This window comes from Nonomuraea sp. 3-1Str (assembly GCF_031570565.1).
GTDB lineage: Bacteria > Actinomycetota > Actinomycetes > Streptosporangiales > Streptosporangiaceae > Nonomuraea.
Genome location: NZ_JALHBK010000011.1, coordinates 48,382 through 61,069, shown reverse-complemented (window position 1 = coordinate 61,069; position 12,688 = coordinate 48,382). Strand labels below are relative to the sequence as shown.

Annotated in this window: 16 protein-coding genes and 1 pseudogene; 9 read left to right on the top strand and 8 right to left on the bottom strand. The window is 72.8% G+C overall.

The features are described 5' to 3' along the window. Nucleotides 1–109: 109 nt before the first annotated feature. Nucleotides 110–778, bottom strand: coding sequence for a DUF4232 domain-containing protein (locus tag MTP10_RS19215; protein WP_310710849.1), 669 nt, complete (start codon nucleotides 776–778; stop codon nucleotides 110–112). A 54-nt stretch (nucleotides 779–832) separates the two neighbouring features. Continuing rightward, entirely contained in the window at nucleotides 833–2,755 is a 1,923-nt protein-coding gene (locus MTP10_RS19210; protein ID WP_310710848.1) for a Xaa-Pro dipeptidyl-peptidase, read from the bottom strand. A 248-nt stretch (nucleotides 2,756–3,003) separates the two neighbouring features. Here MTP10_RS19210 and MTP10_RS19205 point away from each other — a divergent pair, with 248 nt between their 5' ends. Continuing rightward, nucleotides 3,004–3,702 (top strand): FadR/GntR family transcriptional regulator, encoded by a 699-nt coding sequence (locus MTP10_RS19205; protein WP_310710847.1) that lies wholly within the window; start codon nucleotides 3,004–3,006, stop codon nucleotides 3,700–3,702. 9 nt (nucleotides 3,703–3,711) lie between these two features. After that, the gene (locus tag MTP10_RS19200) at nucleotides 3,712–4,290 is read left to right on the top strand and encodes a TetR/AcrR family transcriptional regulator (RefSeq protein ID WP_310710846.1); all 579 of its coding nucleotides are present in this window, start codon (nucleotides 3,712–3,714) and stop codon (nucleotides 4,288–4,290) included. Nucleotides 4,291–4,361: 71 nt separating this feature from the next. Here MTP10_RS19200 and MTP10_RS19195 read toward each other — a convergent pair whose 3' ends face one another. Beyond that, the gene (locus MTP10_RS19195) at nucleotides 4,362–4,892 is read right to left on the bottom strand and encodes a nuclear transport factor 2 family protein (RefSeq protein ID WP_310710845.1); all 531 of its coding nucleotides are present in this window, start codon (nucleotides 4,890–4,892) and stop codon (nucleotides 4,362–4,364) included. Nucleotides 4,893–5,336: 444 nt separating this feature from the next. Here MTP10_RS19195 and MTP10_RS19190 point away from each other — a divergent pair, with 444 nt between their 5' ends. Together MTP10_RS19190 and MTP10_RS19185 are read left to right on the top strand one after the other, a co-directional pair. Continuing rightward, nucleotides 5,337–5,570 carry a CDGSH iron-sulfur domain-containing protein gene (locus MTP10_RS19190; protein WP_310710844.1) on the top strand — a complete coding sequence of 78 codons (234 nt, stop codon included), beginning with the start codon at nucleotides 5,337–5,339 and terminating at the stop codon, nucleotides 5,568–5,570. Between the two features lie 98 nt (nucleotides 5,571–5,668). Next, the gene (locus MTP10_RS19185; protein WP_310710843.1) at nucleotides 5,669–6,004 is read left to right on the top strand and encodes a hypothetical protein; all 336 of its coding nucleotides are present in this window, start codon (nucleotides 5,669–5,671) and stop codon (nucleotides 6,002–6,004) included. A gap of 85 nt (nucleotides 6,005–6,089) precedes the next feature. Here the strand turns inward: MTP10_RS19185 and MTP10_RS19180 are convergent, their stop codons facing one another. The 3 genes from MTP10_RS19180 to MTP10_RS19170 all read right to left on the bottom strand — a co-directional run bounded on the left by MTP10_RS19180 (nucleotide 6,090) and on the right by MTP10_RS19170 (nucleotide 7,774). Beyond that, a complete protein-coding gene (locus MTP10_RS19180) occupies nucleotides 6,090–6,605 on the bottom strand; it encodes a GNAT family N-acetyltransferase (RefSeq protein WP_310710842.1) in 516 nt (171 codons plus the stop codon). A 36-nt stretch (nucleotides 6,606–6,641) separates the two neighbouring features. After that, nucleotides 6,642–7,217: an HD domain-containing protein gene (locus MTP10_RS19175; RefSeq protein WP_310710841.1), complete on the bottom strand. Its 576-nt coding sequence runs from the start codon at nucleotides 7,215–7,217 to the stop codon at nucleotides 6,642–6,644. A gap of 107 nt (nucleotides 7,218–7,324) precedes the next feature. Next, on the bottom strand, nucleotides 7,325–7,774 hold the full coding sequence (locus MTP10_RS19170) for a protein-tyrosine phosphatase family protein (RefSeq protein WP_310710840.1): 450 nt from the start codon (nucleotides 7,772–7,774) through the stop codon (nucleotides 7,325–7,327). A gap of 86 nt (nucleotides 7,775–7,860) precedes the next feature. Between MTP10_RS19170 and MTP10_RS19165 the strand changes: the two genes are divergently transcribed. Continuing rightward, entirely contained in the window at nucleotides 7,861–8,325 is a 465-nt protein-coding gene (locus MTP10_RS19165; RefSeq protein WP_310710839.1) for a GNAT family N-acetyltransferase, read from the top strand. A gap of 16 nt (nucleotides 8,326–8,341) precedes the next feature. Here MTP10_RS19165 and MTP10_RS19160 read toward each other — a convergent pair whose 3' ends face one another. Further along, nucleotides 8,342–8,881, bottom strand: a complete 540-nt coding sequence (locus MTP10_RS19160) for a MarR family transcriptional regulator (protein WP_310710838.1) — start codon at nucleotides 8,879–8,881, stop codon at nucleotides 8,342–8,344. A gap of 39 nt (nucleotides 8,882–8,920) precedes the next feature. On the opposite strand from MTP10_RS19160, the gene MTP10_RS19155 reads away from it, so the two are divergent. After that, nucleotides 8,921–9,913 (top strand): DMT family transporter, encoded by a 993-nt coding sequence (locus tag MTP10_RS19155; protein ID WP_310710837.1) that lies wholly within the window; start codon nucleotides 8,921–8,923, stop codon nucleotides 9,911–9,913. Nucleotides 9,914–9,998: 85 nt separating this feature from the next. Here MTP10_RS19155 and MTP10_RS19150 read toward each other — a convergent pair. Continuing rightward, nucleotides 9,999–10,547: pseudogene (locus MTP10_RS19150) on the bottom strand (methyltransferase domain-containing protein); the annotation flags it as partial. 201 nt (nucleotides 10,548–10,748) lie between these two features. Here MTP10_RS19150 and MTP10_RS19145 point away from each other — a divergent pair. From MTP10_RS19145 to MTP10_RS19135, 3 genes are read left to right on the top strand one after another with little or no spacing between them, the layout of a single operon-like run. Continuing rightward, on the top strand, nucleotides 10,749–11,462 hold the full coding sequence (locus tag MTP10_RS19145) for a DNA polymerase beta superfamily protein (RefSeq protein WP_310710836.1): 714 nt from the start codon (nucleotides 10,749–10,751) through the stop codon (nucleotides 11,460–11,462). Next, the gene (locus MTP10_RS19140; protein ID WP_310710835.1) at nucleotides 11,459–12,238 is read left to right on the top strand and encodes a DNA polymerase beta superfamily protein; all 780 of its coding nucleotides are present in this window, start codon (nucleotides 11,459–11,461) and stop codon (nucleotides 12,236–12,238) included. Before MTP10_RS19145 ends, MTP10_RS19140 begins: the two co-directional genes overlap by 4 nt. A gap of 15 nt (nucleotides 12,239–12,253) precedes the next feature. Further along, nucleotides 12,254–12,646 carry a hypothetical protein gene (locus tag MTP10_RS19135; protein ID WP_310710834.1) on the top strand — a complete coding sequence of 131 codons (393 nt, stop codon included), beginning with the start codon at nucleotides 12,254–12,256 and terminating at the stop codon, nucleotides 12,644–12,646. Nucleotides 12,647–12,688: the final 42 nt, after the last annotated feature.

The window sequence follows — 12,688 nt, the reverse complement described above, 5'->3', positions numbered from 1 at the left end:
AGGCCATCGCCGACCTTCATGCCTCCATGGACGCGCTCAATGACGTCATCGCCGCGGCCCCGCCCGACGTCACTCGCCGTGCACTGGCTTCACTCGGCGCCTCGGCGGACTAGGAGCCACGCCCGCCCCTGGCCGCCTCGTCGGCGGGTCGAGGCGGGGACTCCTCCCAGGCGGTGACCCCGAGGCGGCCCGTGGAGCCGAGGTCCAGGGGCGCGTCCGGGGTGACGCGGTGCTCCCGCCCGCCAGGCCCCGCGGTCACGACCACCGTGGCCCCGACCGCCGGGAGGCGGCTCGGGTCGTCGTACGTGTTGCGCCACACCAGGGTGAAGGAGGCCGAACGGCCGGGCCGCACGGTCACCCTCCTCGGCCCGGGGTCCCGGACCGCGGTGGTGATCCGCTCGGCGCCGTGGTCGACGGCCACCTCCACCGGGTCGCCGTCCGCGTCCAGGAGCCGCACGCGCGGATAGCCCTCCACGACGCGCGCCCGGCGGCCGCAGTTGGTGAGGGTCACGGCCTGGACGCGCAGCCCCATCGCGGCGTTCGCCGGGCCGGCGGACATGACCACCCCCGCGTCCGGACAGGGCTTCGCCGCCGGGGGCGAAGCCACGGCCAGGGGTGAGGGCACCGCCGGGAGTACCGCCGGGGGCGAGGACAGGGCGGGCGTCGTGCCGGCGACCTGCGCGCCGCACCCCGCCAGGCCCGCGACCGCAGCTAGGGCGGCGGCCACGACGACGACAGGCCGCGGGGTCCAGGAGGGGGCGGCGGGGCGGAAGGTCACCCGGCTCATCCTCCCGCAACGGCAGGATGAACCGGGCATCGCACCTGAAAAACCTCAGAAGAAGCTGAACTCCGGCTCCTCCTTCGGCAGCTCCACGCGCGCCGGGCCGCGGAAGGCCGACTTGTCCTGCGGCACGTCCGCCGGCGCGGTGCCCAGCGCGAACGGGATCGAGACGCTGCTGGCGGCCAGGTCGAGCGTCACGTGCGCGCCCGTGCCCGGCTCCTCGCTGTAGGTGCTGTCGGTGCCCGCGACGACGAGTGCGACCCGGTGGCCCTTCGCGAACGTGTAGTCCTGCGGCAGCGTCTGCCACCGGACCTTGCCGAACGTGCCGACCGGCAGCGGGGACGGGCGGCTGAGCGACGCCCGGTTCTGCACGTCGATCCAGCCGCGGGCGACGATCTCGGCGGGCCGGTTCGCCACGTTGGTCACGACCTTCTTGTAGCAGGCGTCGTCGGCCGCGGTGCTCTCGCCGTGGCAGTCCTCCTCGGCCAGCGTGGTGATGCCCTGGCCGCGCCGCCAGTCCACCCGGGTGGCGTCGCCGAAGTCGACGAGCAGGGCGGTGAGGTTGGAGGTGGGCCTGTCGAGCTTGACCGTGAGGTCGGCCGTGGGCGTGCCGGACAGGCGCAGGTCGAGCGGGAGCGGGCCGGTGGTGAACGCCACCCGGCCCGGCTTGGCCGTGCCCACGTCGGCGATCATGTCGGCCTCGTCCAGGGCCACGTCCGCGAACGACGCGGCGGCTCCACGGTCGGCGGGCCGGAGCCCGAGCGAGCCGTCGGCGGCCGGGCGCAGCGCCAGCTTGGCCGCGAGCGGCGCCGGCCAGTCGCGCTGGGTGATCCACCGGGCGGGGCCCGTCTGCACGTCGGCGCGCGGCTCGGTCATGATGCCGTTGCGCACGCCGAGCAGCCAGTGGTCGAACCAGCGGTGCAGCGTGTCGACCCACAGGTCCCTGCGGCCCTCGAAGTCGAACGGGTCCACGTGCTGGTACTGGCCGACCCAGATCTTGCGCGGCATGTTCCGCCTGGCGAGGGCGTCCCACCAGGTGGAGAAGTTGTCCGGCTTGACGTTCAGGTCGTTGACGGTGTGGACGACGAAGACGCTCGCGGTCACCTTCGAGGCGTCGCCGAGCAGCCCGGAGACGTAGTCGCGCTCGGCCCAGAACGGGTTGTGATTCCCGGTGTCGTCGCCGTCCTCGGCGTCCATCCGGTCCCGTACGGCCTGGCACTTGGCCTCGGGGTCGGTGTCGACGTAGTCGGCCAGCCAGGAGGCGTAGTCGTAGCTGTAGATCACGCCGTTGGAGCGCTGGTACCGGTACCAGGAGCTGATCGCCGAGATGGGCACGATCGTCTCCAGGCCCTTGACGCCCGTGGCGGCGACGGCGTTCGCGAGCGTCCCGTCGTAGGACTTGCCGATCATCGCGGCCTTGCCGGTGGTCCAGTCGGCCACGGCCGGGGTGCCGTCGGAGCGGAAGGCGCGGGCGCGGCCGTTGAGCCAGTCGACGACCGCCTTGCCACCCAGCACGTCGGCCTTGCCGCCGATGTCGGGGCAGCCGTCGGAGCGGGTGGTGCCGAGCATGTCGACGTTCAGGACGGCGTAGCCGCGCGGCACGAAGTAGTTGTCGTAGAACAGCGGGAACTTCGTGACGTTCCCGTCGGCGTCGTAGACCTTGCGCTCGGCCTCGTTCCCGCGCCCGGAGTTGTCGTAGTAGGGGCTCTCGTCGATGATCACCGGCACCTTGAGCCCGGGACCGGACTCCTTGGGCCTGATGACGTCGACGCGCACCCGGTCCGGCCGGCCGTCGGCGTCGCTGTCGACGCTCGACTCGACGTAGACGTGCTCGCGGACGGCGTCGGCATAGGAGAAGACCGGCTGGGTGCGGCCGTTCTCGACGGTGATGGCGGGGCCGGCCGCCGCCTGGGCGGGGGTCGCGATCGCCAGGGTGAGGGCGACCGCCAGAAGGGCCGGGCGTAATTGCGACACGCGTGTCCTCCGTGACAAGAAGGGGGGCATGTGATGAAACGAGGAGAAGTCAGGAAATGTCCCCCGGGCAATCTCTCACCCGCCCGCGGGCCTGACAAGATCCTCTCCGTACGCGTGGAGACGCCTGTCGGGCCGGTTCCGGCGGCCCGGCGCGTTTAGGCTGGAAGGCCCCACCGGGCGAGAGAGCCCGGGAAAGCGACCTGAGGACATCGACCTTGACGACACCCGGGCTGGAGGAGAGAGGACGCATGCGGAACGTCTCCCGTACCTCGCTCGTGGACGCCGCCATCGAGCAGCTCCGCAAGGAGATCACCGGCGGGGCGTGGCCGGTCGGCACGAAGATCCCGTCGGAGGCGCAGCTCGCGGCGAGCCTGGGCATGAGCCGCCTGTCGGTGCGCGAGGCCGTGCGGGTCCTCGCGCACGCCGGCCTGCTGACCACGCGTCAGGGCGACGGCACGTACGTGACCGCGACGGACGAGTCCAGGATCGCGCTGCGCCGCCGGCTCGACAGCGCCGCCGCCATGGACATCATCGACGTACGGCGCGGGCTGGACCTGGTCGCGGCCCGGCTGGCGGCGGTCCGGCGCACCGAGGACGACCTCGCGGCGCTGCGGGAGACACTGGAGCGCAGGGACGCGGCCGGGGAGGCCGGGGACCTCGACGGGTTCGCCGACGCGGACGTCGCCTTCCACCTGCGGGTGGCGGACACCGCCCGCAACCCGCTGCTCGCCGACCTCTACCACAGCATGGGCGAGGCCGTCCGCGACAGCGTCCGGGACGTGCGGCAAGCCTCGCACGAGCCGGACACCTCCCACTGGGCTCTGCTGCGCGCCATCGAGTCGAGCGACGCCTCCGGCGCCGTGGAGGCGTCCATGGCCATCCTCGACACGCACGAACGCGAGCTGCGGCCGTCACCGCCGGCAGGGACGGAGCAGGCGCGCGGCTAGGCTCCCCGTATGGGGACCAGACGTGCCGACGCCGAGCGCAACATCGCCGCGATCCTCGAGGCGGGGCGGCGGGTGCTGAGCGCCGACCCGAGCGCGAGCGTGATGCAGGTCGCCAAGGAGGCGGGCGTCGGCCGGGTGACGCTCTACGGCCACTTCCCCTCCAGGGAGGCCCTGGTCGGGGCGGTCGTGACCCACACGGTCGAGCTGGCCGGCACGACGCTGGCGGCCCTCGACCTCGACGCGCGGCCCGCCCGTGAGGCGCTGGCCGAGCTGGTGCGCTCGTCCTGGGACGTGCTGAGCCAGCACAGCCGGCTGTTCCTGGCGGCCGACGCGGCGCTGCCGGCCGAACGGCTCCGCGAGCGCCACGCCGAGCCGCTCGAGCGGGTGGAACGGCTGATCGTGCGGGGCCGCGACGAGAGGGCGTTCCGGACGGACCTGCCGGTGACGTGGCTGGTCAGTACGTTCCTGGCGATCCTGCACACGGCGGCGGGCGAGGTGGAGGCGGGGCGGCTGGCGCGCGAGGAGGCGGGCGAGACGCTGGTCCGCACGCTGGACGCGCTCCTGTCGCCGCCCCCCGCCCCGGCCTGACGCCGCTCCGGGGTTCCCGGCCGCCCGGCGCGGTGGCCGCCGGACCGGTGACCACCGCGCGGCGTGCGAGGTCAGGAGGACTGGTTGCTGATCAAACGGTCGATCTTCCAGCCGTTGCTCGACTTCTCCAGGATGAAGAACTCCCGGTAGTTCTGGCTGTCCTGCTGACTGGTCGCCCGGACGAGCGCGTAGGTGTCGCCGAGCTTCTCCGTGTCCTCGATCGTGTACGTGCCCGACATCGGCCCGGTCATCATCCCCTGGTAGGCCTTGCGGATGGCGTCGGTCCCGTCGGCGGTCGCCGCGCCTTCGAGGGCGACCACCGCGTCGTTGTCGAACAGCGCCACGACGTCGTCCACCTTGCCCGCCTTGATGGCGCCGAAGTAGCTCTGGACGATGCCCTTGGGCGTGTTCTTGGCCTCCATGCTCTCCGACGGCGAGGCGCTCTCGGTCGGCATCGAGCTCATGTCCGAGGACGGCGCGCCGGGGCTCGCCGCGCTGCCGCCCATGGCCTCCGTGCCGCCACCGGACGCGCAGCCCGTGACGAGCAGAGCAGGGACAAGCGTCGCCAGCAGGAGTGACCTGCCCTGAAGAATCTTGTGCATGGCGGCTTGATGCCCATGCCACTCGTGATCGAATGCCCGCTTGTCCAGTCCGAACCCGCCTTTTACGGTTCGCAGGGATCATGCCCGGCGGGCTGGGGCATCGGGCCGCGTGGTCTACCGGGGCGCCTCGCGGCGGACCGTCCGGCCCGTCAGGGCAGGGGCTCCGACGGTGGGTAGACGTGCGGGCTCTGGTGACCCGATGGCAGGACGCAGCGCCGTCCCGAGTCGACACTGGGGCAGCGATCGGCACTGTCACGCTGCGGCAGAGGGGCTGGGGCGTTGGTGACGTCCGGCTCCATTTCGGGCACCCGGTGGACCTTACGGTGACGCCTCGGGGGGTTGGTCGCGTGATGATCACGATCCGACCTCTGAACGGTCTCGCCACAGCGGTGAAGTGTCACGGTGAGTGAGTTTTCGCTATTCGGGCCTGGGCAGGTGTGCGGGATGCATACCGACGGTGACGGCGAGGTGACGGTGACTCCCTGCGAGGACGGGCCACTCCTCGTGCGCGGGAGGTTCCGGCTGGTGACCCAGGACGGGCGGCAGATCGACCCTGGCCGGGCGACGGTGGCACTGTGCCGGTGCGGGCTGTCGTCCACGAAGCCGTTCTGCGACGGCTCCCACCGGGCGGCGGGCTTCCAGGCCGGCAGCGCCCCGGATCCCGACCCCGCCGCCTGACCCGCACGGCACGCTCAAGACCGGGCAAAGTGGAGCATGCATGCGTTATCTGGACATATCGGGCGGGTAGCAGCACACCACAGCCAAGGGGGAGAATCATGATCAAAATGCTGCACAAGATGGGGATCCGATCCCATCACGCCTATGTAGCCGGCACGGTGTCCATCGGGCTCGCGTTCGCGTCCTGGATGGTGTCCACCAAGACCGAGGCCGCCGGACTCGACCGCGCCGATCGGTGGGGGATCTTCGTGGGCGAATGGGCTCCCACGTTCTTCGCCCTCGGCGTCGCGCTCCGTCTGGAGGAGGGCGACCGCGAGTCCATGCAGGGCATGGGCGGCCACATGCAGGAGATGGGACGCGGGCAGGAAGCGGACACGGACGTGTTCGACCGCGCGTCCAGCGGCATGTCGCACCGCGCCCCCACGGGCATGTAGGCGGGCCGCACCAGGCGTTCCGGATCGCCGCGGGCACCCTCGGGGGGCCCGCGGCGACCCTTGTCCGGCGGCATGCGGGCGCCGGTCAGGCGGTGGCGCGCTCCGCCAGGAGCCGGAGCGGCTCGTCGGTCAGCCTGAACGTCGTCCACTCGTCCTGCGGCGCCGCGCCCAGCGAGCGGTAGAACCCGATCGCCGGCTCGTTCCAGTCGAGCACCGACCATTCGAGCCGCTGGTAGCCCCGCTCGGCGCAGATGCGCGCCAGCTCCGCCAGCAGCGCCCGGCCGTGGCCGCCGCCCCTGCGGTCCGGCCGCACGTACAGGTCCTCCAGGTAGACGCCGTGCGCGCCGCGCCAGGTGGAGAAGTTGAGGAACCACATCGCGAACCCGACGACCTCGCCGGTCCTGTGGCCCCCCTCGTCCTCCCCGTCCTCCGTGTCCTCCGTGGCGACGTGCGCGAACACCGCCGGAGCGTCGCCGAAGAGCGCGGCGCGCAGCTGCTCCTCGGTGGCGCGCACCTCGTGCGCGGCCTTCTCGTACGTGGCGAGGTCGTGGATCAGCCCGAGGATGGCGGGCACGTCGTCAGGGGTGGCGCGGCGAATCATCCCCCCAGCGTAGGGGACCTGCCGCCGGGACCGGTCTCAGGCGCCGTCGAGGACGCGGGTCAGCCAGTCGAGGGTGCCCGTGCGCAGCGCCTCGTCCGCGAGCCGCTTCGCCGTGGCCGTCTTGAGCGCGGCCAGCGAGCTGTCGATCCACGGCTGCACGTTCTGGTGGCCCTGCTCGCGGTACTCGACGGCCTGGAGCAGGCATTCGAGCTTGTCGGCGTCGCGGGCGCACACCGCCTCCAGGCTGACCTTCTCCTCGTACTCGGCGATCGCACCCCGCAGCATGGAGGCCACGGCCTCGGGCACGTCGCTCGTCTGGTCGGCGGTGACGTCCTCGTTGGCGGGCGCCCTGAGGTAGCGCTTGGCGACATACGGGATGTCGGTGATGCGGGTCTCCTGACTGTCGTGGAACAGGCTCATGAACGACGCCCGCTGCGGGTCTCCCCCCTCCAGCACCGCGACCACCCCCGCGATGACCGCCGTACGGAACGAGTGGTCGGCGATGCTCTCCGGATCCCGCACGCCGGCCACCAGCCAGCCGGTGCGCTTGTAACGCTTGAGCAGCCCCATCTCGTAGAGCAGGCCCGTCAGTCCCGTCATGTCGTCAGCCACGAGGGTCCCCTCTCACCTCGGTACCTATGGGCCGAGCGTAGACGACACTCTCCCCTGCGGACGGCGTCCGCGCCGACACGCCGCACCGCGCCGCCCGGAACAAGGCCCTAGGCGTCCGCCGGCGTCTCCCCCGGGAAACGGGTGACGAAGCGGCGCTGCCAGGGTGTCTCCACGGCTCCCGGCCGGTAGTGCGCCCGCACGTACGCGACCGCCTCACCGCCCGGCACCCCGTCCAGGACGGCCAGGCAGGCCAGGGCGGTGCCGGTGCGGCCGACGCCGCCGCCGCAGGCGACCTCCACCCGCTCCGTCGCGGCGCGCTCCCACGCCTCGCGCAGCGCCGCGCTCGCGTCCGGCCGGTCCGACGGCAGCCAGAAGTCCGGCCAGCGCACCCACCGGGCCTCCCACCCGACGGCCGGGGGCCGCTTGCTGAGCAGGTACACCCCGAAGGCCGGCACCGGCCCCTCGGGCAGGGGGTGCCTCAGCCCCCGGCCGCGCACGAGCCGCCCCGACGGCAGCCGCAGGACGCCGGCGGCCGCGGGATCCCAAAGGTCGATCATGTGCCGAGCATAGGCCCCGCCGTCGCGGGACGCGTGAGCGCTTCGGGGATGATGTCCTCCGGTGTTCAGGACGGGATGTGACGACCATGACGGATGACGGCGTGCGGCTGCGGGCGGCCGAGCCGGGCGACTACGACCGCATCGCCCCGGTGGTGGACGACTGGTGGGGACGTCCCGTCCAGGGCAGCCTGCCGCGGCTGTTCCTCGACCATTTCCACCGCACCAGCCTCGTGGCGGAGGACGGCGACGCCCTGGCGGGGTTCCTCGTCGGCTTCCTGTCGCCCTCGGTGCCCGACGCCGCGTACATCCATTTCGTGGGCGTCCACCCGAGCCGGCGGGGAGACGGGCTGGCGCGGCGGCTGTACCGGGGCTTCTTCGACCTGGCGGCGGCGGACGGGCGCACGCGGGTGCGGGCGATCACCTCGCCGCGCAACCACGGCTCCATCGCGTTCCACACGGCGATGGGGTTCGCGGTGAAGGGTCCCGTACCGGACCACGACGGGCCGTCCAACGACCGGATGGTGTTCGAGCTGCGGCTCGGCGGCGCCTGAGGCGGCTCGCCGGCGGTCACGGCTCCCCTCGTGGCGGGCGGGGGCCCTCGAAACCGGCCAGCCACCTGATCAGCAGCCTCTCCAGCTGGTCGGCCTCCTCGGGCGTCAGGAAGTCGAGGAGGCCGCGCTCGTTGCGCATGTGCTCGGTGAACGCCTCGTCGAACAGCTCCCGGCCGGCGTCGGTGAGCGCGACGACGCGGGCGCGGCCGTCGTCCGCGCTGGGACGGCGGGTGACCAGGCCGCCGCGTTCGAGCCGGTCGATCCGCTTGGTCATGGCGCCCGTGGTCACCATCGTGTACGCGGCCAGCTCGCCGGGAGCCCGCTCGAACGGCTCCCCGGCCCGCCGGAGGGCGGCGAGCACGTCGAAGTCCCCCTCGCCCAGCCCGTACCGCCGGTAGACGACCAGGAGCCGGTCGGTGAGGTGGCCCGCCAGGCGGTGCAGCCGCCCGATCACGCCCAGCGGCCGCACGTCCAGGTCGGGCCGCTCGCGGGCCCACGCCCGCAGGATGCGCGCCACGTGATCCAGATGCTCCGGGCCGTCGGGAGAGTCGCTCATGGCTCCACAATAGCTTCCAAGGAAGCTACATTGTCTTCCATGGAAGCCAGTCTGCGGTGGGCTCCGGTCACCGCGATCGCCCCGCTGGCATGGGGCGCCGCGTACCTCGTCACCCACCGGTTCCTGCCGGCCGACAGCCCCCTGTACGGCGGCGCCATCCGGGCGCTGCCCGCCGGGCTGCTCCTCCTCCTCATCCGCAGACGGCTTCCGCGAGGGTCGTGGTGGTGGAGGTCGCTGGTGCTCGGCACCCTGAACATGGGCGCGTTCTTCGCCCTGGTCTACCTCGCGGCCCAGACGCTGCCGTCGAGCATCGCCTCGACGATCATGGCGACCTCGCCCGTGGTGATGATGCTGTTCGCCTGGGCCGCGCTGTCAGAGCGCCCACGGGCGGCGCACATGGCCGGCGCGGCCATCGGGATCGCCGGCGTCTGCCTCCTGCTGCTGAGGGGCACGGCCACCGTGAACGCGACCGGGGTGCTGGCCTCCGTCGTGGCGATGACGATGTCGTCGTACGGTTACGTGCTGGCCAAGAAGTGGAGCCCGACGGTCGACGTGTTCTCGCTGACGTCGTGGCAGCTCATCGCCGGGGGCGTCGTGCTGGTCCCCGTCGCCGTCGCGGTGGAGGGCGCGCCGCCGTCGCTGGACGGGCCCGCGGTGCTCGGGTTCGGGTACGTGACGATCGTGGCGACCGCGCTGGCCTTCGCGGCCTGGTTCACGGGGCTGCGGCACCTGAGCGCCGGGACGGTCGGGCTCATCGGGCTGCTCAACCCGCTGACCGGCGTCCTGCTCGGCACGGTGGTGGCCGGCGAGACGCTCACGGCGCAGCAGCTCCTCGGCCTGGCCCTGGTCTTCGCCGGAATCCTCCTCGGCCAGCCGGTCACCACCCGCCTCCTCGCTCGCGGCCCCTCCCTCAGACTCCGGCCTCGGCCGTCACCAGGAACATCAGGAACGACGCCAGGAACGGCCGTCCCCGCAGCTCCTCCACCCATTCCTCCGCGGCCGTGCCCAGACGGCCCGCCTCCACGGCCCTGAGCACGTTGCGGCGCAGTCCCAGCAGCCGGTCGGCGGTGTCGAAGTCGCGGAGCACCGGCGCCACGGCGACCACGGAGCGGACGGTCAGCCCCGCCTCGGCGCACAGCCGCGCGAGGCCGCGGCCGACGGTCGCGTTGCGGACGATCTTCGTGGTGATGAACCGGGTCAGGCCGCGGCCCATGTCCGGATCCCGCGAGTCGATCAGCAGGCCCTCCCAGTCGGGTTCGGCCATGACGATCCGTCCCCCGGGGCGGGCCACCCGCCGGAACTCGGCCAGCGCCCCGGCGGGGTCCTCGACGTGCTGGAGCACCCGGTCGGTGCGGGCCCGATCGACGCTGCCGTCACTCAGCGGAAGGGCGTGCACGTCGCCGGAGCGGATCTCGACGCCGGGCCGTCCCCCCACCCGGGCGGCGGCCTCGGCCACCATGGCGGGATCGCGGTCGACGCCGACGACCCGGCCGCCCGGCGCGACCGCCGCCGCCATCGTCCCCAGATCGGTCCCGGGCCCGCAGCCCATGTCCACCACCGTCTGGCCCGGCCGGAGGTCGAGCAGGCGGAGCACCCGCCGCTTGTAGGCGCGGCCCGGGACGCTCGCGGCCACCTGGTCGAGGTAGGAGATCGGATCGGGCGGCATCGTCCCTCGGTTCTGGATCATGGTCCGAGCCAAGCACACCGGTGTGGCGTTCCCGCGGGGAGAGCGTCGAGATCCCGTGCAGCCTCGCCGTCGTGACGCCCGGAAATCCCAGAGGACATTCACCGATATATCCCGATACGGTGGTCGATCACGGCCGCTCTGCGGCCTCCTCCTCGTACCGCCCCCACGGAAGGGTGACCCGTGAACGGTCCCGGTGAGCTGCTGGGCGACCCGACGACGCCGCCTCCCCTGTCCGACGCCCGTCTGGGCGACGACCTCCTCCTGTCCGTGGTGACGGGCTCGCGCGCGTACGGCCTCGATTCCAGCGGCTCCGACACCGACCGGCGCGGGGTGTTCGCGGCGCCCACCGAGGACTTCTGGCGGCTGGACAAGCCGCCCACGCACCGCGACGGGCCGCTGCCGGAGCAGTTCTCCTGGGAGGTGGAGCGGTTCTGCGCGCTCTGCCTCGCCGCCAACCCGACGGTGCTGGAGTGCCTGTGGTCGCCGCTCGTGGAGGTCGTCACCCCGTACGGGGAGCGGCTGCTGGAGCTGCGCGGTGCGTTCCTGTCGCAGCGGGCGCACGAGACGTTCGCCGGGTACGCCGACGCCCAGTTCCGCCGGCTCGACCCGGCGGCGCCGAACTGGAAGCAGGCCATGCACATGATCAGGCTGCTGCTGAGCGGGCTGCACCTGATCCGGCACGGCGAGCCGCTGGTGCGGATGGACGCCTTCCGGGACCGGCTGCTGAGCGTCCGGCGGGGCGAGGCGCCGTGGGCGGAGGTCGACGCCTGGCGGGCCGCGCTGAACGCCGAGCTCACCGCCGAACTGGACGCCGGGCGCGGCGTCCTGCCGGCCGTACCGGACCGGGAACGGGTGGAGGAGTTCCTGATGGACGTGCGCAGGGGGCATCTGTGAGACTGCCCGCCTGGCTGCCGGAGATCCCCGGCGAGCAGCCGTACCCCCTGGCGTTCGCCACGATCAGCGGCGCGCACCTGTACGGCTTCCCGTCGGCCGACTCGGACGTGGACCTGCGCGGCGTGCACGTGCTGCCCGCCGAGCAGGTCGTGGGCCTGCGCACCGGCCCGGACACGCTGGACCGGACGTGGACCCGGGAGGGCGTGGAGGTCGACCTCGTCACGCACGACCTGGCCAAGTTCTGCCGGCTGCTGCTGAACCGCAACGGCTACGTGCTGGAGCAGCTCCTGTCGCCGCTGGTCGTGGCCGCGTCGCCGCTGCACAAGGAGCTCGTCGCGCTCGCGCCGGCCTGCCTGACCCGGCACCACGCCCACCACTACCTCGGGTTCGCCCGGACGCAGTGGCGGCTGTTCGAGAAGACGGACCGGCTCAAGCCGCTGCTGTACACGTTCCGGGTGCTCCTGACCGGCCTGCACCTCATGCGGGCGGGCCAGGTCGAGGCCGACCTGACGCGCCTGTACGGGTACGGCCCGCCGTACCTCCCCGACCTGGTCGCCGCCAAGCGCGAGGCCGAGCACGGCGCGGCGCCTCCCGTGCCGGGCGCGGCCGAGGACGTGGACCGCCTGACCGCCGAGCTGGCCGAGGCGCGGCAGTCCTCGTCGCTGCCCGACGCGCCGACGGCACACGACGCCCTGCACGACCTGCTGGTACGGGCACGCCTCGGACAGGCGCCGGCCACCGCTCCCGCTCAGCCATCCCTGCACGACATCTCATAGGAACGGAAATGCTCGATGGCATCGGTGACATTTCGCGATGAGACGGCGACGGGCCGGGCCCTGGAGGAGTTCTCCCTCCCGGACCTGCCCGAGCGGATCTCGGCCCGGGAGCTGGTACGCCTCCGCGTCCGCGAGGAGGTGGCCCGCCACAACGCCGCCCCCTCCTCCCGTTTCCGCGGCCTGGTGAAGCCGACGGACGCCGAGACCGAGCTGAACGGCCACCGGATGCGCGCCCCCCGGCGGCTCGACTGGGAGCGGCAGGCCGACGCCGCCGAGGCCGCGTTCGCGCGCAACGGCTTCCTGCTGCTCGTCGGCGACCGGCAGATCGAGGACCTGGCCGAGGTGATCGACCTGACCGTCGACCCGGTGATCTCCTTCGTGAAACTGGTGCCCCTGGTCGGGGGCTGACCCGACCCCTTGGGGAATCTGTCGGCCGCGTCCGGCAGGATC

Bases quoted from the DNA above. Each gene is read 5' to 3' on its own strand.
- MTP10_RS19200 (WP_310710846.1), top strand. From the start codon at position 3,712: ATGGGGACCAGACGTGCCGACGCCGAGCGCAACATCGCCGCGATCCTC.
- MTP10_RS19135 (WP_310710834.1), top strand. From the start codon at position 12,254: ATGGCATCGGTGACATTTCGCGATGAGACGGCGACGGGCCGGGCCCTG.
- MTP10_RS19155 (WP_310710837.1), top strand. From the start codon at position 8,921: ATGGAAGCCAGTCTGCGGTGGGCTCCGGTCACCGCGATCGCCCCGCTG.
- MTP10_RS19205 (WP_310710847.1), top strand. From the start codon at position 3,004: ATGCGGAACGTCTCCCGTACCTCGCTCGTGGACGCCGCCATCGAGCAG.
- MTP10_RS19185 (WP_310710843.1), top strand. From the start codon at position 5,669: ATGATCAAAATGCTGCACAAGATGGGGATCCGATCCCATCACGCCTAT.
- MTP10_RS19195 (WP_310710845.1), bottom strand. From the start codon at position 4,892: ATGCACAAGATTCTTCAGGGCAGGTCACTCCTGCTGGCGACGCTTGTC.
- MTP10_RS19160 (WP_310710838.1), bottom strand. From the start codon at position 8,881: ATGAGCGACTCTCCCGACGGCCCGGAGCATCTGGATCACGTGGCGCGC.
- MTP10_RS19165 (WP_310710839.1), top strand. From the start codon at position 7,861: ATGACGGATGACGGCGTGCGGCTGCGGGCGGCCGAGCCGGGCGACTAC.
- MTP10_RS19190 (WP_310710844.1), top strand. From the start codon at position 5,337: ATGCATACCGACGGTGACGGCGAGGTGACGGTGACTCCCTGCGAGGAC.
- MTP10_RS19170 (WP_310710840.1), bottom strand. From the start codon at position 7,774: ATGATCGACCTTTGGGATCCCGCGGCCGCCGGCGTCCTGCGGCTGCCG.
- MTP10_RS19180 (WP_310710842.1), bottom strand. From the start codon at position 6,605: ATGATTCGCCGCGCCACCCCTGACGACGTGCCCGCCATCCTCGGGCTG.